Annotated in this window: 15 protein-coding genes; 6 read left to right on the top strand and 9 right to left on the bottom strand. The window is 69.9% G+C overall.

Annotated features, from left to right (window positions below; translation table 11 throughout):
- Positions 1–13: 13 nt before the first annotated feature.
- From LZ199_RS39205 to LZ199_RS39195, 3 genes are all read right to left on the bottom strand, one after another.
- Positions 14–1,282 (bottom strand): TIGR02270 family protein, encoded by a 1,269-nt coding sequence (locus tag LZ199_RS39205; protein ID WP_253998917.1) that lies wholly within the window; start codon positions 1,280–1,282, stop codon positions 14–16.
- A 327-nt stretch (positions 1,283–1,609) separates the two neighbouring features.
- Entirely contained in the window at positions 1,610–1,750 is a 141-nt protein-coding gene (locus LZ199_RS39200; RefSeq protein WP_253998916.1) for a hypothetical protein, read from the bottom strand.
- Positions 1,751–1,812: 62 nt separating this feature from the next.
- Positions 1,813–2,925 (bottom strand): Kelch repeat-containing protein, encoded by a 1,113-nt coding sequence (locus LZ199_RS39195; protein ID WP_253998915.1) that lies wholly within the window; start codon positions 2,923–2,925, stop codon positions 1,813–1,815.
- A gap of 131 nt (positions 2,926–3,056) precedes the next feature.
- On the opposite strand from LZ199_RS39195, the gene LZ199_RS39190 reads away from it, so the two are divergent.
- Both LZ199_RS39190 and LZ199_RS39185 read left to right on the top strand, forming a co-directional pair.
- Positions 3,057–4,037, top strand: coding sequence for a LysR family transcriptional regulator (locus LZ199_RS39190; RefSeq protein WP_253998914.1), 981 nt, complete (start codon positions 3,057–3,059; stop codon positions 4,035–4,037).
- A gap of 121 nt (positions 4,038–4,158) precedes the next feature.
- Positions 4,159–4,614 carry a DoxX family protein gene (locus LZ199_RS39185; RefSeq protein ID WP_253998913.1) on the top strand — a complete coding sequence of 152 codons (456 nt, stop codon included), beginning with the start codon at positions 4,159–4,161 and terminating at the stop codon, positions 4,612–4,614.
- Here LZ199_RS39185 and LZ199_RS39180 read toward each other — a convergent pair.
- Positions 4,581–5,921 (bottom strand): nicotinate phosphoribosyltransferase, encoded by a 1,341-nt coding sequence (locus LZ199_RS39180; protein ID WP_253998912.1) that lies wholly within the window; start codon positions 5,919–5,921, stop codon positions 4,581–4,583. The genes LZ199_RS39185 and LZ199_RS39180 overlap by 34 nt on opposite strands.
- Before the next feature lie 48 nt (positions 5,922–5,969).
- Positions 5,970–6,422 carry a thioredoxin family protein gene (locus LZ199_RS39175; RefSeq protein ID WP_253998911.1) on the bottom strand — a complete coding sequence of 151 codons (453 nt, stop codon included), beginning with the start codon at positions 6,420–6,422 and terminating at the stop codon, positions 5,970–5,972.
- A gap of 257 nt (positions 6,423–6,679) precedes the next feature.
- On the opposite strand from LZ199_RS39175, the gene LZ199_RS39170 reads away from it, so the two are divergent.
- From LZ199_RS39170 to LZ199_RS39155, 4 genes are all read left to right on the top strand, one after another.
- On the top strand, positions 6,680–7,699 hold the full coding sequence (locus tag LZ199_RS39170; RefSeq protein ID WP_253998910.1) for a 2-hydroxyacid dehydrogenase: 1,020 nt from the start codon (positions 6,680–6,682) through the stop codon (positions 7,697–7,699).
- 58 nt (positions 7,700–7,757) lie between these two features.
- The gene (locus tag LZ199_RS39165; protein ID WP_253998909.1) at positions 7,758–9,050 is read left to right on the top strand and encodes a universal stress protein; all 1,293 of its coding nucleotides are present in this window, start codon (positions 7,758–7,760) and stop codon (positions 9,048–9,050) included.
- Positions 9,051–9,250: 200 nt separating this feature from the next.
- Entirely contained in the window at positions 9,251–9,835 is a 585-nt protein-coding gene (locus LZ199_RS39160) for a superoxide dismutase (RefSeq protein WP_253998908.1), read from the top strand.
- A gap of 54 nt (positions 9,836–9,889) precedes the next feature.
- Entirely contained in the window at positions 9,890–10,159 is a 270-nt protein-coding gene (locus LZ199_RS39155; RefSeq protein ID WP_253998907.1) for a hypothetical protein, read from the top strand.
- Positions 10,160–10,177: 18 nt separating this feature from the next.
- Here LZ199_RS39155 and LZ199_RS39150 read toward each other — a convergent pair whose 3' ends face one another.
- The 4 genes from LZ199_RS39150 to LZ199_RS39135 all read right to left on the bottom strand — a co-directional run bounded on the left by LZ199_RS39150 (position 10,178) and on the right by LZ199_RS39135 (position 16,170).
- On the bottom strand, positions 10,178–10,849 hold the full coding sequence (locus tag LZ199_RS39150; protein ID WP_253998906.1) for a hypothetical protein: 672 nt from the start codon (positions 10,847–10,849) through the stop codon (positions 10,178–10,180).
- 131 nt (positions 10,850–10,980) lie between these two features.
- The gene (locus tag LZ199_RS39145; protein ID WP_253998905.1) at positions 10,981–12,039 is read right to left on the bottom strand and encodes an SMP-30/gluconolactonase/LRE family protein; all 1,059 of its coding nucleotides are present in this window, start codon (positions 12,037–12,039) and stop codon (positions 10,981–10,983) included.
- A 96-nt stretch (positions 12,040–12,135) separates the two neighbouring features.
- Complete coding sequence (locus LZ199_RS39140; protein ID WP_253998904.1) at positions 12,136–12,933, bottom strand: alpha/beta hydrolase; 798 nt, start codon at positions 12,931–12,933, stop codon at positions 12,136–12,138.
- 114 nt (positions 12,934–13,047) lie between these two features.
- Positions 13,048–16,170: a sensor histidine kinase gene (locus tag LZ199_RS39135; RefSeq protein WP_253998903.1), complete on the bottom strand. Its 3,123-nt coding sequence runs from the start codon at positions 16,168–16,170 to the stop codon at positions 13,048–13,050.
- Between the last annotated feature and the right edge of the window lie 302 nt (positions 16,171–16,472).

Raw genomic sequence — 16,472 nt, 5'->3', positions numbered from 1 at the left:
GTCCTCGTCGCGCTCAGCGAAGCGTGGAGACAAGCGGGCCGCTTCCCAACACCAGCCTCGCTCCTCGGGCCCGAGAGAGTGCCTCCCGCTGACGCGCGGTAAAGGCTCGCGTGGGGATGACGTGCTGCCCCTTCGTGCGGATGGACAGCTCTCGCGCCAGCACGTGCCGGCGTCTCATCGAGCTCGTCTCCAGGGCTTCCAGCAGCACGGCGCCACTGAAAGGCTTCCCCAGCAGATATCGCTGTCCCTTCACGAAGCGGCTCCGTGCCTCCTCCCACCAACCCCGGACCGCCGACACGTTCGGCCACGGCAGGTCATCCTCGGGGCGCACCGTGAGCTCCGCCTCGGGGTCATCGGACTCCTCGGGCTCTTCTCCTTCGAGCAGGGCGTACGGTCCCTCCAACTCGAGCCCCGTCATGGCCGAGAATGCCTCCCCCGCGAGCCGGGCCACGCGAGGCACATGGAGCAGCCTCGCGCAGACCTCCATCGCCGCGAGCCGTCCGCTGAACCCCAGCGCCCACAAGGCCTCGGCACGAAGCGCGTCTTCCTTCGCCAGTCCCACCAGGAAGTCCGTGTCCTCCTCCCCGCCACCCAGCGCGAGCAACATCATCGCCTCCGGACTCGAGGCCTCCGCCTTCCGTGCCTCTTTGATGCACGCCTCCCATCCCATCCGCAGCCCCGCGGTCAGCCCCGCCTCCATGGCCGCCAGCCGGATACCGGGATGCGCGGAGTCGAGCAGCGCGGGCAACACCTTCCGCGCAAGCTCCTCGGGCAGCGGCCTCGCCCCACCGAGCGCGGCGATTCGCGCCCTCGGCTCGTCATGCAGGAGGTACCGCCCAAGCACCTCGGGTGACGCGGACTGTCGGAAGGCCAGGACCTCCAACACGTGCGCTTGAAGGTCCAGGTCGCCTGTTTTCAGCAGGGACTCGACCGCCGTGCTCACTCTCGTGACTTCGCTGACCTCCAGCGCGCGGCGCATGGCGGCACGGGATTCGACCTCCGCCCCTCGCAGTCTCGACACCACTTCGTCCACGACACCCTGGCTCAACAGCGCGTGGGTGGCGACGGAGATGCGAGCCGCTTCCTCCGAGTCGAACGCCGGCCTCACCACCGCGTCGAGTGCTTCCCGCTCCGCCAGTCCTTCCAGATTCCCCAACAGGCGTTCTTCCCGCTCCGCCGTCTCCGATAGCGTCGCATCCGGAGCCACGAGCGCTCGCTCCCATTGCTCCCATCGGAAAACCGCCTCGTCGAGGTGCTCTTCCCAGACATCCACCAACAGCATTTGAAGCCTCCCCCACCGGGCACCCAAATCCTCGCGTGGCGCTCTGACAAAGGACTTGCGGGTCCGGAGCGCCTCACGCGTGTCGTGAGGAACCACAGGTGGTCCGCCAGGTTGTTGAGTTTGAGCAGGGCTTACAGCCCTGGAGGCCCGGCATTCAATTCACTGGCCAGTCGCCACCGGGACACGGGCGCTACGACTTCGCGTCTGTCGTCCACGCCGCGGGCCTTGGACACACAGGTCCCTTGGCACATCTCTCGTCCACGACGCAGGACGGACCATGCCGCGACCCGGACCGGTGGGCCCGGCGAGCACAGTGAACGCCTGCGCCTACACCATGTCGATGAAGTGGTAGGCGGAGCTGCGTCCTGGCGGCTCACGCACCACGAAGCCCCGCCGCTCCAGCACCCGTCTCAGCTTGAGGTTCGGGTTGGAGGTCAACTTACGCGCGCTCGCCAGTTGACGCGCCAAGCGCCATGGCGCCGCCTGTCTCGACTCGAAAGACAGGCGGGCCGGAAGTCACGAACCGCTCGCTACTCGGTGAACAGCTCGCCGGACGAGTACATCTCCGGCTCCTCCTGGCTGGTGCCACCGACGACGAGCACCTTGCCGTTGGTCAGCAGCGTGGCCGTATGTCCATACGTCGGCGTGTCATTGCCCACGACGGAGAGCTGCCACGTGGCCGGGGTGAACAGCTCCGTGGTGCCGCCAATCTGGTTGCGCGTGCCGCGCGCGACGAGCACGTTGCCCGACGGCAGCAGCGTCATCGAGTGGTGCCGCCGCCGCTCCTCGGTGGCATACGAGACGTACTCCCACTCGTTGTCCTCCGGCCAGAACAGCCACGCGCCGCTCGCGTACTGTCCCGTCTCCTGTCCCGTGGCCAGCACCGCGCCCTGGTTCAGCAGCAGCGCCGCGTGTCCGTAGAAGGCCGGCGGGTCCGACACCCGGCTCCACGTGCCAGTGCTCGTGTTGTACACCTCCGCCGCGCCCGTGACGCCGTCGTCGTTGATGACCAGCACGTTGCCCGAGGGCAGCAGCGTGGCGCTGACCTTCCCCGAGACAACGGACGTGGAGCCTGTCGCCGTCCACGTCCCCGTCACCGGGTTGTACAGCTCCGCGCTCTTCAGCGCCGTCGCGCCAAAGCCGCCGAACACCAGCACCTTGCCCGATGCCAGCAGCACCGCCTGATGAGCCCTGCGCGCCGTGCCCAGGCTGCCCGTGGCGGTCCACGTGTTCGTGGTGGGGTCGTACAGCTCCGCGCTCGCCAGCGTGCCCGCCCCCTGGCCTCCGACGACGAGCACCTGGCCCGATGCCAGCAACGTCGCCGTGTGGTGCGCCCGCGTCTGGCTCATCGTCGCCGCCGCGCTCCAGGTGTTGGTGGCCGCGTCATATGTCTCCGTCGACGCCGTCACCGAGCCCCAGCCGTTGCCGCCCGTGACGAGCACCTTGCCCGACGGCAGCCGCGTCGCCGTGTGGAACGCGCGAATCTGGCTCATCGAGGCCGCTTGAGACCAGGGGGAGATGAAGGCCGTACGTGCCTCGGCGCGTGGCGCTTCCGCGACCGCCGTGGAAGCTCCGGCCACCGTCGCCAGTGCTCCGCACAGTCCCAGGCCAAGCCACGTCTTCGCTGTGGTTGCTCGTGTCATCCGTTCCTCGTGGTGAAGGGTGAGGTCCGCATTGTGCCGAGGGGGACCGACGCTCCGCCCGTCCCTCCTCGTCAACATCGCGTGACGGCGCGGCTTAACAGTTACCGTGTTACACTGGAAATACAGTGGTCATGAGTCCCACTCGTGGGACCGTGAGCCGCTCCTCTGCCCGCTGGTCCTACACCTGCGCCCATGGCAGCCTGCGTCGGGTGACGGAGCCTTTGTTCGATGACCTGCTGGGCCTCGCGTGCTTCGCGCGCGTGGTGGAGCACCGCTCGTTCACCCAGGCCGCGGCCGTGCTCGGTGTGTCGAAGTCCGTGGTCAGCTCCCGTGTCTCGCGACTGGAGGCCCGCGTGGGGGAGCGGTTGCTCATCCGCACCACGCGCAAGCTCTCCGTCACCGACGCGGGCCTGGGCGTCTACGCCCACTGCGCGCGGCTGCTCCAGGAGGCGAGCGCCGCCACGCGCGGGGCCTCCGACGCTGGCCGAGGCACGCTGCGCATCAACGCGCCCATCAGCTTCGCGCAGATGTACCTCGCGGCCCCGCTGGCCCGCTTCCTCGCAGCCCACCCGGGCACGTCGGTGGAGGTCATGCTGAGTGACAAGCTGGTCGACCTCGTCGAGGAGCGGGTGGATGTCGCCCTGCGAATCACGCGCTTGCGCGACTCCAGTCTCGTGGCGCGGAAGCTCGCCACCACCGCGCTGTGCGTCTGCGCTTCACCTGCCTACCTGAAGCGCCGGGGCACCCCCGAGCATCCCGAGGACCTGCTGCGCCACGACTGTCTCCGTTACCAGCACCTGCGCGCCGAGGACGAGTGGCGCTTCCGCGGCCCCAAGGGACGCATCCCCGTGCCCGTGTCGGGCCCGCTGTCCGTCTCGAATGGGACGATGCTGCGCGAAGCCGTGGCCCACGGCATCGGCCTCGCCGTGCTGCCCCGCTTCATGGTGGACGAGGACCTGCGCTCGGGTCGCCTTGTCACCGTGCTGGAGCGCTTCGCTCCCAGGCCCGTCGGCATCCACGCCGTCCACGCGGCGGGCCGCTCTCCGCCGCCCCTGGTCCGAGCCCTGCTCGACACGCTGGCCTCCGAGTTCCGCTCCACCCGCTGGGAGTGAGCCGCACACCCCACGCGGATTGTCCTCGCTCCAGAACGATTCGTTCGGGAGGCTGGCCTTCCGCCGCGCCTCCCTGGCGCGCATTCCATGAAGCGTTCCTCCAACCCCAGGAGCCGTCTTCATGCGCCGCGATGATTCACTTCCTCACTCCTCCGACCTGGCCGCCACCGTACTTCGCGTGGCGCTGGGCGCTGTCTTCCTCGCGCACGCGGGGGCCAAGGCGTTCATCTTCACCTTCGACGGCACCGCCCGCTTCTTCGAGGCCCATGGCTTCCCTGGCTGGGCGGCCGGGCCCGTGTTCGCGATGGAGCTGCTCGGCGGCCTCGCGTTGCTCGCGGGTCTGCGCGTCCGGTGGGTGGCGCTCGCGCTGCTGCCGGTGATGCTCGGCGCGCTCAAGCCTCACGCCTCCCAGGGCTGGATGTTCACCAACGAGGGAGGAGGCTGGGAGTACGTCGCGTTCCTCCTCCTGTCGCTCATCTCCCAGGCCCTGCTGGGCAGTGGCGCGTTCGCGGTGGATGGCCTCCTGGCGCGCAAGGGCGACGCTCAGGGCTCGGCCGCCCAGACCTCGACTTCGTGAGCCCGGGCCCGCGCGAGCCCGTCACCGACGACGACGGAGTAGGGCGGCCTCGCGGGCTCCAGCCCACGTACCTCCGCGGGGAGTCGATCCAGCTCCCGCCGCGAGTACTGGCGGACCTCCTCCAGCGACGGAGACGCGTCGGGCAGGCGCTGGCCCGCGCGCATCACTGGCCGCAGCAGCGGGCGCCCGCTCGCGACGTCTCCGCGCCGCACGAGCAAATCCCTTCGCGCCACGCCGTCCTCGTCCTGGCGATACACCTGCTTGGCGCCAGGCAGCAGCGCCTTGCCCGCGGACAGCTTCATGCGGCCCTTGCCCGCGTACTCCACCAGCTTGTAGGCCATGTCCAGCGAGGGCGCGTCCGCGGACACCCCCATCGCAGTGCCCACGCCGAAGCCATCCAACGGCGCGCCTCGCGCGAGCAGCTTCGCCACCGAGTCCTCGTCCAGCCCGCCGCTCCCAATCAGTCGCACACGCTCCAGGCCCGCCTCGTCCAACAGCTCGCGCGCCGCCAGCGACAGCGCCAGCAAGTCCCCCGAGTCCAGCCGCAGCGCTCGCACGCGGAAGTCCTCACCCAGCTCGCGCGCCAGTCGAATCACGTGCTGCACGCCGCGCAGCGTGTCGTAGGTGTCCACCAGCAGCGTCGCGTCGGGGTAGACGCGGGTGAAGGCGCGGAACGCCTCCAGCTCATCGTCGTGCGACTGCACGTAGCTGTGCGCCATGGTGCCCGACAGCGGAATCCCATACAGCCTTCCCGCGAGCACGTTGGAGGTGGACTCCACGCCGGCCAGATACGACGCGCGAGCGACCTTCAGCCCCGCGTCCGTGCCATGGATGCGCCGCAGGCCGAACTCCATCACCGGCCGCCCCGCCGCCGCTGTCACCACGCGCGAGGCCTTGGACGCCGCGAGCGTCTGGAGGTGCACCTGGTTGAGCAGGTACGTCTCCACCAGCTGCGCCTCGGGCAGCGGCGCGCGCACCTCCAGCAAGGGCTCCTGACCGAAGACCGGAGTTCCCTCCGGCATCGCGTCCACGTCGCCACTGAACTTGAAGCGCTCCAGCCACCCGAGCAGCCGGTCCGAGAACCGTCCCTGTGAGGCCAGCCACTCCAGGTCTTCCGGGCGGAAGCGCAGCTGCTCCAACGTGTCGAGCACGCTCTCCAGGCCCGCCGCCAGCAGGTAGTTGCGCCTGGACGGAAGCCCGCGGGCGAAGAGGCTGAAGACCGCCTCGTCCCACTGGCCCTCGGCGAGATACGCCTCCGTCATCGTGAGCTGGTAGAGGTCCGTCAGCAGCGCGGCCTCGGGCTCCATGGCTGGCCTCCTTCCAGGCGCGACGCGAGCGCGCCGTGCTTGCGGGACTCAGGCCGTGGCGCCTGCTCCGGGTGGGCCCGCCGTCGCGCTCGACACCCACCGCTCCAGCTCCGGCCTGGGCAGCACGCCGCTGCGCCGCGCCACCTCGCGCCCGCCGGAGAAGACGATGAACGTAGGAATGCCTTGCACGCCCAGGCTGCTCGCGGGACGTGGGTGCTGCTCCGTGTTCAGCTTGAGCACCAGCAGCCGGCCCGCCTGCGCGCGGCCCACCTCATCCAGGATGGGACCCGCCACGCGACAGGGCGCGCACCACGGCGCCCACAAGTCGAGGAGGACGGGCACCGGAGAGCCAAGCACCGCGCGGTCCAGCGCCTCGCCGTCCACCTCCTGTGGCGCGCCCGACAAATCCAGGGCCTTGTGGCAGCGGCCACACTCCGGTGCCCCGGTAGGGCGGGGCTCTCGTACGCGGTTGAACGCACCACAGGCAGCACAGCGGAACATGACGCCTCCTCGGAGCCTCGTTCCGAAAAGGTAGGCCGTGTCGGCTCCGGACGCGGCTCGCGCGCCGTGCTTCTAACGGCGGCCCTGCCTGGTCGCCAGCCCCCGGAGCGCGCGTGGTTTTTTGCGTCCACTCCTCTACGTGTGCAGCTTTTGCACGGTCCTCTACCTCGCTCCTCCGCGCCCGTGCGTGGCGCGGACGATGCAGTGGCAACTGACCGGACGCGGCGGGCACACGGCCCGTCGGCGGGAGAGCAGGCATGCGGCTGGCCGTCTTCGACACCCATCGGTATGACCGGAGCGCGCTGGAGGATGCCAACGCGGAGTTCGGCCATGCGCTGACGTTCCTGGAGCCTCGGCTGACGCTTCAGACGGCGCGGCTGGCGGAGGGCTTTCATGCGGTGTGCTCGTTCGTCAACGATCGCCTGGATGCGCCCACGCTGGAGGTTCTGCGCGCCGGGGGCGTGCGGCTCGTGGCCACGCGCTCCGCGGGCTACAACCACATCGACCTGGAAGCCGCGCGGCGCCTGGACGTGCGGGTGACGCGCGTGCCGGAGTACTCGCCGCACGCGGTGGCCGAGCATGCCGTGACGCTGGTGCTCTCCCTCAACCGCCACATCCCCCGTGCCTTCGCGCGCGTGCGCGACTGGAACTTCTCGCTGGATGGGCTGGTGGGCTTCGACATGGCGGGCAAGACGGTGGGCGTGGTGGGCACGGGCCGCATCGGCCGGGTGGCAGCGCGCATCTTCAAGGGCTTCGGCTGCGACATCGTCTGCTTCGACGCCGCGCCCGACCAGGCGTTCGCCCGGGAAGTCGGCGCGCGCTACGTGTCGCTGGACGCGCTGTACTCGGCCTCGGACATCATCTCGCTCCACGTGCCGCTCACCCCGGGCACACGACACATGGTGGACGCGAAGGCGCTGACGCGGATGAAGCGCGGCGTGATGCTCATCAACACGGGCCGGGGCGCGCTCATCGACAGCCGCGCGCTCATCGACGCGCTCAAATCCGGCCACATCGGCGCGGCGGGCCTGGACGTGTACGAGGAAGAGGAGGGCATCTTCTTCCAGGACCTCTCCGGACAGGTGCTCCAGGACGATGTGCTGGCGCGCCTGCTCACGTTTCCCAACGTGCTCGTCACCTCGCACCAGGCCTTCCTCACCCGCGAGGCGCTGGTGAGCATCGCCCGCACCACGCTGGCGAGCGTCCGGGCCTTCGAGCATGGCGAGCCCCTGGTGAACGAGGTGCGCGTCGAGCAGGTGCGGCCCGCCGGAGCGTGAGCCCTTGTGTGCAGGGCGGATGGGCATGACGCCCGTCCGACTCGTGGAGGAACCCCCCATGTCCATTGTCTGCGCCACCAACTTCTCCGACGCCGCGCGCCGCGCCAGTGACTTCGCCGCCGAGCTGGCCCGGAAGGCGAACGTACCGCTGTACCTGGTGCACGTGCTCAACCCCAACTCCGCGCGCGCCTTCGGCAAGGCCCTGCTCCAGGCGGCCGAGGCGGCGCTGGGAGACGAGGCCCGTCGACTGACGAAGTCGGGCGCCCGGGTGGAGCAGGAGCTGCGCACCGGCGAGGCGGCGGTGGAGGTCGCGGAGGTGGCCCGGGAGCGCATGGCCACGCTGGTGGTGACGGCGCCCCCCACGCAGGAGGCGCCGTTCCTCGGCGTCGGTGGGACGGTGGACCGGCTGGCGCAGTCGCTGGACGCGCCGCTGCTGGCGGTCCGCGACGCGGACGTGCTGGAGGCCTGGGCGCGGGGCAAGCATCCGTTGCGCGTGGTGCTCGGCGTGGACCGCTCGGTGCCCTTCGAGGCCGCGCGGGAATGGGTGCGCGGGCTGCGCGCGTGGGGGCCGGTGGAAATCATCGGCGCGCGCCTGTTGTGGCCGGACGAGGAGTACCGGCGCCTGGGCTTGCCGCGCCCGCTGGAGCTGGCCGCGATGACGCCGGAGCTGCGCTCGGTGCTGGACCGGGAGACGGAGGCGTTGCTGGCGCCGCTGGCCTTGGGCGGCACCGCGCCGCGCCGCGTGCTGGAGCCCTCGCTGGGGCGCGTCGCGGACCACCTGGTGGAGGTGGCCGAGCGCGAGCGCGCGGACCTGCTCGTGGTGGGGTCGCATCACCGGCGCGCGCTCGGGAAGATGTGGAGCGTGTCGTACCATGCGCTGCGGCTGGCGCGGATGTCCGTGGCCTGCGTGTCCTCGCACGCGGTGCCCACGGGCGTGGACGCGCCCCTGCCGTCGTTCCACGACGTGCTGGTGGCCACCGACTTCTCGGAGACGGGCAACCGCGCGGTGGCGCACGCCTTCGGCCTGGTGGCGCCGGGCGGCACCGTGCACCTGCTCCACGTCGCGGAGGCGGGTCAGCCGGTGGAGACCGAGCGACGGAAGCTGGAGGCGCTGGTGCCTCGCGAGGCCGAGGCCACCGGACGTCACGCGCGGGTGGAGGTCATCACCGACAGCAAGGACGTGGTGACGGCGCTGGCCCAGGCGGCGGAGCGACTCGCCGTGGATGCGCTCGTGCTCGGGACGCATGGACGCACGGGGCTGAAGCGCGCGGTGCTCGGCTCCGTGACGCAGGCCGTCCTCGCGCGCACCGAGCGGCCGGTGCTGCTGGTGCGTCCGCCCCTGGCCGGGTGACCCGGGGTGTCCAGTTCCGAAATGTGCCCGGGGTCACCTGATACATCGCGCCTCCGGGGGGCCCGCGCGGAGTGTTGACCCGTCGGTATCCGGGGCGTCCAGTACTTTGGCGGCGTGCCAATGCATTGGAGTCGTGCCCCTTTCGCGGGTAGGAGGGTGATAGTTCTCCGCATCCCTTTACCCTGGAAAGGACACGACTCATGGCCTTCACGCTGCCTGAACTTCCGTACCGCAAGGACGCGCTCGCTCCCCACATCAGCGAGGAGACGCTCGAGTACCACTACGGCAAGCACCACCAGGCGTACGTGACGAACCTGAACAAGCTCGTCGCCGGCAAGCCCGAGGAGAGCAAGTCCCTCGAGGAGATCATCCTCTCCAGCGACGGCGGCGTGTTCAACAACGCGGCGCAGGTGTGGAACCACACCTTCTACTGGCACTGCATGAAGCCGAGCGGTGGCGGGCAGCCGACGGGCGACCTCGCCGACGCCATCACCCGCGACTTCGGCTCCTTCGACAAGTTCAAGGAGGAGTTCTCCCAGGCCGCCGCGACGCAGTTCGGCTCCGGCTGGGCGTGGCTGGCGCGGCAGAACGACAAGCTCGTCATCACGAAGACGGGCAACGCGGACCTGCCGATGAAGCATGGCCAGAAGGCGCTGCTCACCATCGACGTGTGGGAGCACGCGTACTACATCGACTTCCGCAACCAGCGTCCCAAGTACATCGAGACCTTCCTCACCAGCCTGGTCAACTGGGACTTCGTCGCCAAGAACCTCAAGGAGCGCTGAAGTCCTCCTGACGACGGATTCCCCACAGGCCCTGTTCCTGGGTTGAATGGGGGCATGTCCGTGAAGAAGAACCTGGCCGTCGCCGTGCTCTCACTGCTGGTGGGAGCCGGAGCGGCGGTCACCTCGCTCCGCCAGAAGGCCCAGTGGGAGGAGGAGATGGCAAGACACCAGGCCGAGTGGGGCCGCGCGCCCTCGCGCAAGGTCCTCTGCCAGGGCCCTCCGCCCGCCGAGGAGACGACTCGCTACAACCAGCGCCGCTTCATCGAGCTCGCGACGAGCAAGGTGAAGCGGCTCTGGACCGGCACCGGGAAAGAGAGCCCGTGAGGCCCGTGGCGAGAGTCGTCAGAAGGCGATGCCCGTCTGGATTTGGGGCGAGAAGCTGAAGCCCCCGTCATCCGGCGCTCCGGTGACGAAGAAGGGCAGGTCCAGCTCCACGAAGAACTTCAGGTGCTCGGTGATGGGGAAGCCCTTGATGATGATGGGGACGATGCCCCCGTTGAAGGGAACGCCCTCACCCACCTGCATGGCCAGCCGCAGGCCGCCCTTGAACCCGCCGAAGTCGTAGATGACGCCCGGGTCCAGCACGAAGCTGGTGCTGACGCTCGCCGGGGTGCCGTCGTCCTCGAACCGCCAGCGGCTGAAGGCGATGAACTCGAAGTCGAGGGCCCAGCGCTCGTTGAGGTGCAGGGTGATGCCCGGCGCGAGGCCCAAGGTGAAGAAGTCGCCGAAGATGACGGTGGTGTCCTCATCCGTGATGCTCAGGAAGGGAATCACCGCGGCCACGTGGCCACCCACGCGAGGCCCCATCATCGCCGCCGCGCCCGAGCCACCCGTGGCGGCCGCCTCCCGTCGCGCCTTCTCCTCTTCCTTCTTCTTGTGCTTGTCCTTGTGGTGATGCCCCAGGGCCAGGGCCTCATCCACGTCCGCCTCCGCGCTCCCCGGAGCGAACGCCGCGAGCGCCGCGCACAGCCCACCCAGCCCAACCTTCCCCCTCCAACTCAGCCCACCGCCCATGTCGCCGTTCTCTCCCGGGCGAAAGCGTCCGCCCCCTGTCTTGTGGCAGCCAGGAGGGGGGGGAGGCTCTCAACTCAGGACAAGCCGGCTGGGACTCGGGGGCGAGGGGTCGTTGGATTCCGACGACGCGCTCAGGGCAGCTCGCAGTCGAGGAAGTCCTTTTCGAACACGGGACCCAGGAGCATCCGCTTGCCGAAGACGGCGGCGGTGGCCGTGCCGGACGTCTGGCTTCCGTCGTCCAGGTAGACTTCCGTGGCCTTCAGGTCCGCGCCCGTGCCCGTCACGCGCAGCACCTGGGCGGGCGCCCGGCTCTTGCCCGTCAGGTCGCCCGCATAGGAGGCGAAGTCGAGCATCTTGGGGTGGGAGGCAATCCAGAGGTTGCCCTCGGCATCCAGCTCGATGTTGTCCGGGCCGGACTTCAAATCCAGCGTGTTGAGCAGCGTCAGCGCGCCCGTCTCCGGATTGCGCTCGTAGCTGCGCAGCGAGCGGCCCACTGACTCCGCCAGGTACACGGTGCGCCCGTCCGCGGAGCGGTTGATGCCGTTGGCGTACTTCGTGCCCTGGATGACCTCCTGGAAGCGCTGGCCGTCGAAGTAGAGGACGTTGCCCAGGGCGAGCTGGAGGTAGTCCTCCAGCACCTGCATCGCGCCCGGCGGGTAGCCGTGGTCGTTCGTCACGTAGAAGCGCTGCGCGTCCACGGCGACCACGTCGTTGGGTGACACGAGCAGCGCGTCATGCAGCGAGGCGCGGTGAACGAGCAGGCCGTCCTCGCCGACCTCGAAGCGCTCGATGCGCTGGCCTTCGGACCGGGAGTGGTTCACCACGAAGAGCGTCTGCGCGCCGGACGAAGGGTCCACGTGCAGGCCGATGCCGTGCGGATGGAAGTCGGGGGAGAAGCTCCCCGTCAGCAGCACGGGAGGCGTGGTGCCGGAGAGGTCATAGCGGTAGATGCCGCCAGCCACGGGACGCCCCGCCAGCGTCGCGCGCCGGTCGTCCGAGGAGACGTAGGCGTAGCCCAGGCTCGGGTGGAAGGTGATGTCCTCCGCGCCGGGCATGCCGGACACCGGCGTGCACTTGCCGGGCGCGTGGGGGGAGAGGTGCTTGAACTGTCCGGCGTCGGAGAGCGTCTTGAGGACGAAGCCCCCCAGCGCCACGAACAGCACACCCGCGATGATGAGGAGCTTCTTCATGGAGCCTGGAGCCTCGCCGGGAAAAAGACGCGGCGACGCTAGCAGGGCGCGAGGAGCGTCACATCCCCGGGGCGACGGAACGCGCGGCGTGCGCGCTCACGCCGTGGGGTTCAGGGCCCAGGAGAGCGCGTGGTCAGCGACCTCCTCCCAGCCCTCCTGACCGCAGATGTAGTGCGAGCGGCCGGGGAACTCCTTGTAGGCCACGACGCCGCTGTTGTAGTGCCGCGCGTTCGACTTGTTGAGCGACGCCGGCATGATGTTGTCCTCGCTCCCGGCGATGAACAGCAGCGGCGCGCGGTCCTCCTTGTCGAAGTCCACCCTGGTGGCCGCGTGCGGGTTGAAGTTGGCCAGCGCCCCGTCGAACAGGAAGCGGCCCGGCGCGGGGACGTGGTAGCGCTCGTAGACGGCCCGGGACTGCGCCTCCGTGAGCGTGTTGGTGAAGGCGTAGCGGAACTGCTCGTGGGTGAAGGGCACCGCGCGGTGTCGGTTGGCGGGGTTGGCCAGGATGGGGAAGGTGGCCCTGAGCGTGGTGAACGGCAGCCGCAGCACGCCCTTCACCTGCACGGAGTCGATGGCCACGCCCGCGGCCCCGAGCCCCCGGTCCAACAGAATCTGCACCATGGCGCCGCCGAACGAGTGGCCGATGAGGATGGGCGGGCTCGAAAGCCCCCGGATGACGGTCTCCAGGTGGTGGGCCGTCTCCTCAATCGTGAGCTTCTCGATGGGGGACGGGTCCTCGCGCAGCGCTTCGACCTCCACCTCCAGGCCCGGATAGGCGGGCGCGAGCACCTTGTAGCCCCGGGCCTTGAAGCGCTCCACCCAGTGTTCCCAGCTCCGGGGCGTCATCCAGAGGCCGTGAATCAAGACAATCGTATCGGGGGACGTCGTGCTCATCGTGCGCTCGGGGCAGGTGGGGAGACCGCGCGCGGTACAGTGCGCCTGCGTCCGCTCGCGCGCCTCCCCTGATGGAGGGAGGCGCGACTGCCTCGGACCGGCGTGGCGCGGGCTTCAGCGCAGGCCGCTCACGAGCCGCCGCAGCCGGTGCCGGGTGCCCTTCGGGGAGTCCTCGTACGCCGTCGCCGCGGGGACGCGCAGCTCCACCTCCGTCCCCGCCTTCTCCCGGCCGCGGAGGTCGAGTGAGGCGCCCAGCTTCAGGGCGCGCTCGCGCATGCCCGACAGGCCCCAGTGGCCGGGCTTGCCGCCGGCCTGGAGGAACGCCTCTTCGATTCCTCGCCCGTCGTCGCGCACCCGCAGGCGCAGCTGGGTGAAGTCATACGTCAGCTCCACCTCGATGCGCCGGGCGTTGGCGTGCTGGAACGCGTTCAACAGGGCCTCACGGCCGATGTGGAAGACCTCGTCATGCACCAGCGGGTCCAATGCGGTGGGCGTGCCCTCCACCACCACCTGGAACGCGATGGGCTGCCCCTGCCCCAGCTCTTCTCCCAATCGGGTGAAGGCCGTGGACAGCTCGCCCGGGTCCACCATCGCGGTGCGCAGGTCCATCACCCTGTCCCGCCCCTCGACGAGCACCTGGTCGGCGCGCTCCAGGGACTTCTCCATGGCCACTCGCGCGGGGTGTCCCTCGGGCACCAGCTCCGACGCCGCCTGGAAGCGCAGCACCAGCCCGTGCACGCCCTGCAGCAGCGTGTCGTGCAGCTCGCGCGCGATGCGCTCCCGCTCGTGGTGACGCTCCTCCAGCAGCCGCCGCAGCCGGGCTCGCACCTGGCGCAGCCGCAGCAGGTAGAGGAGCCACAGCGCCACCACGACGACGGCGCCACACAGCGCGCGGAACCACCACGTCTGGAAGAAGGCGGGGGGCAGGATGAACTCGAGCGTCGCGCCCGTCTCGTTCCAGACGCCGTCGTTGTTCGTGGCGAGCACCTGGAAGCGGTAGTTCCCCGGGGGCAGATGCGAGTAGTACGCCTCGCGCCGTCCGCCCACGTCCTGCCACGCCGTGTCCACGCCCTCCAGCCGGTAGCGGAACCTCACGCGCTCGGGGATGGAGAGGCTCAGCGCCGTGTAGTCGATTTCGATGTTCGTCGTCTGCTCACGCAGGGTGAGCGCGCCGGGCCCCAGGGGGAGCCACTGGCCGTCGACTCGCACCGCGTGGATGGCCACGGGCGGGGGCAGCGGATTTCGGAAGATGCGCGTCGGGTCTATCCACACCACGCCGTTGCTGGTGGCGAACCACAGCCGCCCGTCCGTTCCCTGCACCGCCGTGGGCAACGGACGCAGCAGCGTGGGGCGCGCCGGAAGGCCATCCAGGAAGTCGAAGCGCTCGCATCGCAACGCGGCGCTGTCGGGCGTGGCCAGGACACGGGCCAGCTCCTTCGCGCTCAGGTGCAGGATGCCGGAGACCGCGTGGACCCACAGGCTTGCGTCGGGCAGCTCGATGATGGCGGAGACACCGCGCAGGGGCTCGTCGTCCTCCACCGCGAGCGTGTGGAAGCGCAGCCCGTCGAAGTACGCCAGTCCGAACTGACCGCCCACCCATAGTCGCTGGCCCGCGCTCAGTGAGGTGACGATGCCCACCTCCAGTCCGTCCGCGCGGCCATGGCGACGGACGTCCTTCCCCTCGACGCGGAGGAGCTCCTGCGTCTGCCCCAGCCAGACCCGGCCCTGGGCATCGGTGGCCAGGGCCATGATGCGCTCCCGGGCCCGGAGCTCCGCTCGTGCCTCCAGCGACGTCCACTTCCCCTCGCGCAGCTGGAACAGGCCCCCTCCGATGAGCGCGGCCCAGAGCGTGCCTTCCGCGTCCTTCGTCATCGCATGGATGTATGCGGGCGCGGGCGCCGGGAGGTCCGCGATGCGCACGGGCTTGTCGTCCTGGATGCGCCAGAGGCCGTTCTCCGCGCCCAGCCACACCTGACCGTCCCTGTCACGGTAGGAGGCGAGGATGGGGGCGCCGATGTCGAAGGTGTCCACCGTCCTGTCGCGCAGCCGCATCAGCGGCCGGTTGGTGGTTCCCGCCCAGAGCGCGCCGTCGTCGCCCACCGCGATGGCGAAGTCATGCGAGCCACGAGGGAACTCGGCCAGCACCAGGGTGCTGTGACGGAAGCGGTCCAGCCCGCCGCTGGTGCCCACCCAGAGGTTGCCCTCCCGGTCCTCCAGGATGGGCCATGTGTAGTCGGAGCTGAGGCCGTCCTTCTCGGTGAAGGGCTCCCCGGCCTCGTCGAGCCGGGAGATGCGCCGCTCACCCCAATGTTCGGGATGCGCGATGCGGCGCACGCCGTCACCGAGCGAGGTGACCCACAGGCTCCCCTCCCGGTCGAACAGCAGGCCCGCGGACTGGACCTCCAGGCTCCCCGCGCCAGGGTAGGGCTTGCCGCCCGGCAGGCCGATGGGACGCACCGGGCCCGTGGGGTCGGCGACCCAGAGGGCGCCATCGGGGGCCTGCGTCAACCGGCTCGCCCACTTCACGGCAATGCCCGTGTCGCGGAACGCGCGGCCGTGCTGCTCCAGGTAGTAGACCTTGTCGGCGAGCGCGAGCCAGAGGGCACCGTCCTGGTCGACCAACATCGCGCGGCCCCGGCCCTCCGCCGCGGGCAGGCCCCAGGGCTCGGCGATGCGCTCCCACTGACTCCCATTCAGGCGGTACACGCCGCGAAGGCTGGTGGAGGCCCAGAGGTCTCCCCGGGCATCGGTGGCGAACGACACCACCTGGGACAAGGGCAGGCCCTGGGCTTCACCATACCGGGTGACCTGGCCGTCCTTCAGGCTTGCCACGGCGCCATGGATGAAGCCCATCCACAGCGCGCCGTCGGGGGCGACATACAGCGTCTGGATGCTGCTGAAGGGGTGGCCATCGGGTGGCTCGAAGCGCCGGAAGTGGACGCCGTCGAAGCTGTACAGCGCCGCCGCCGAGGCCATCCACAGGAAGCCATCCGGCGTCTGCGCCAGGGCGGAGACCTGACCGGGGGCGCCGTCCTTCACCGTCCAGCGCGAGTGATAGAACTGACCGATGCGGCGCTCGCGCCCGTTCACCTGCGCGACGGCGACGGTGCTCCACAGGAGCGTGAGCAGGGCCAGGGCGCGCCTCCCCCTGCTCCCGTGAAGCGAGGTTCTTGCTCGCCTGGGCGCGCGCGTCGTGGCTTCGGCGGAGTGGGCGAGCGCTGAAGGAGCGGGGGCCATGGAGACTTCCAGGGTAGCACCCACGCTCCGGCGGCGAGGACAGGCAGCCTCAGTCCTCCAGTGCCTGCCGAGCGAGCCTGCGCGCTTTCCTGTTTTTCACCCCCACGCCGAAGCCGCCGGAGCAGGTGCCGTTGCTGGCGGCGTCCAGGGGCGCGTCGAGCGTCAATGCAATGGCATCAGATGATTCCGTTTGGATTCAACCGCAAACGACAACTGTCCAACTCGGGCACAAGGCATGGTGCGGGGGCGCTTTATTCACAGACTCCAAAGCGTATTCTCTCATGCGTCTGGATTTGAGGTTC

This window comes from Myxococcus qinghaiensis (assembly GCF_024198215.1).
GTDB classification, from domain to species: domain Bacteria; phylum Myxococcota; class Myxococcia; order Myxococcales; family Myxococcaceae; genus Myxococcus; species Myxococcus qinghaiensis.
The sequence above is the reverse complement of the archived record's forward strand: the minus strand, read 5'-3'. Positions and strand labels throughout refer to the sequence as shown.

Excerpts from the sequence above, each read along its gene's own strand:
- LZ199_RS39205 (WP_253998917.1), bottom strand. The coding sequence starts at position 1,282 with ATGCTGTTGGTGGATGTCTGGGAAGAGCACCTCGACGAGGCGGTTTTC.
- LZ199_RS39195 (WP_253998915.1), bottom strand. The coding sequence starts at position 2,925 with ATGACACGAGCAACCACAGCGAAGACGTGGCTTGGCCTGGGACTGTGC.
- LZ199_RS39190 (WP_253998914.1), top strand. The coding sequence starts at position 3,057 with ATGAGTCCCACTCGTGGGACCGTGAGCCGCTCCTCTGCCCGCTGGTCC.
- LZ199_RS39185 (WP_253998913.1), top strand. The coding sequence starts at position 4,159 with ATGCGCCGCGATGATTCACTTCCTCACTCCTCCGACCTGGCCGCCACC.
- LZ199_RS39180 (WP_253998912.1), bottom strand. The coding sequence starts at position 5,921 with ATGGAGCCCGAGGCCGCGCTGCTGACGGACCTCTACCAGCTCACGATG.
- LZ199_RS39175 (WP_253998911.1), bottom strand. The coding sequence starts at position 6,422 with ATGTTCCGCTGTGCTGCCTGTGGTGCGTTCAACCGCGTACGAGAGCCC.
- LZ199_RS39170 (WP_253998910.1), top strand. The coding sequence starts at position 6,680 with ATGCGGCTGGCCGTCTTCGACACCCATCGGTATGACCGGAGCGCGCTG.
- LZ199_RS39165 (WP_253998909.1), top strand. The coding sequence starts at position 7,758 with ATGTCCATTGTCTGCGCCACCAACTTCTCCGACGCCGCGCGCCGCGCC.
- LZ199_RS39160 (WP_253998908.1), top strand. The coding sequence starts at position 9,251 with ATGGCCTTCACGCTGCCTGAACTTCCGTACCGCAAGGACGCGCTCGCT.
- LZ199_RS39155 (WP_253998907.1), top strand. The coding sequence starts at position 9,890 with ATGTCCGTGAAGAAGAACCTGGCCGTCGCCGTGCTCTCACTGCTGGTG.
- LZ199_RS39150 (WP_253998906.1), bottom strand. The coding sequence starts at position 10,849 with ATGGGCGGTGGGCTGAGTTGGAGGGGGAAGGTTGGGCTGGGTGGGCTG.
- LZ199_RS39145 (WP_253998905.1), bottom strand. The coding sequence starts at position 12,039 with ATGAAGAAGCTCCTCATCATCGCGGGTGTGCTGTTCGTGGCGCTGGGG.
- LZ199_RS39140 (WP_253998904.1), bottom strand. The coding sequence starts at position 12,933 with ATGAGCACGACGTCCCCCGATACGATTGTCTTGATTCACGGCCTCTGG.
- LZ199_RS39135 (WP_253998903.1), bottom strand. The coding sequence starts at position 16,170 with ATGGCCCCCGCTCCTTCAGCGCTCGCCCACTCCGCCGAAGCCACGACG.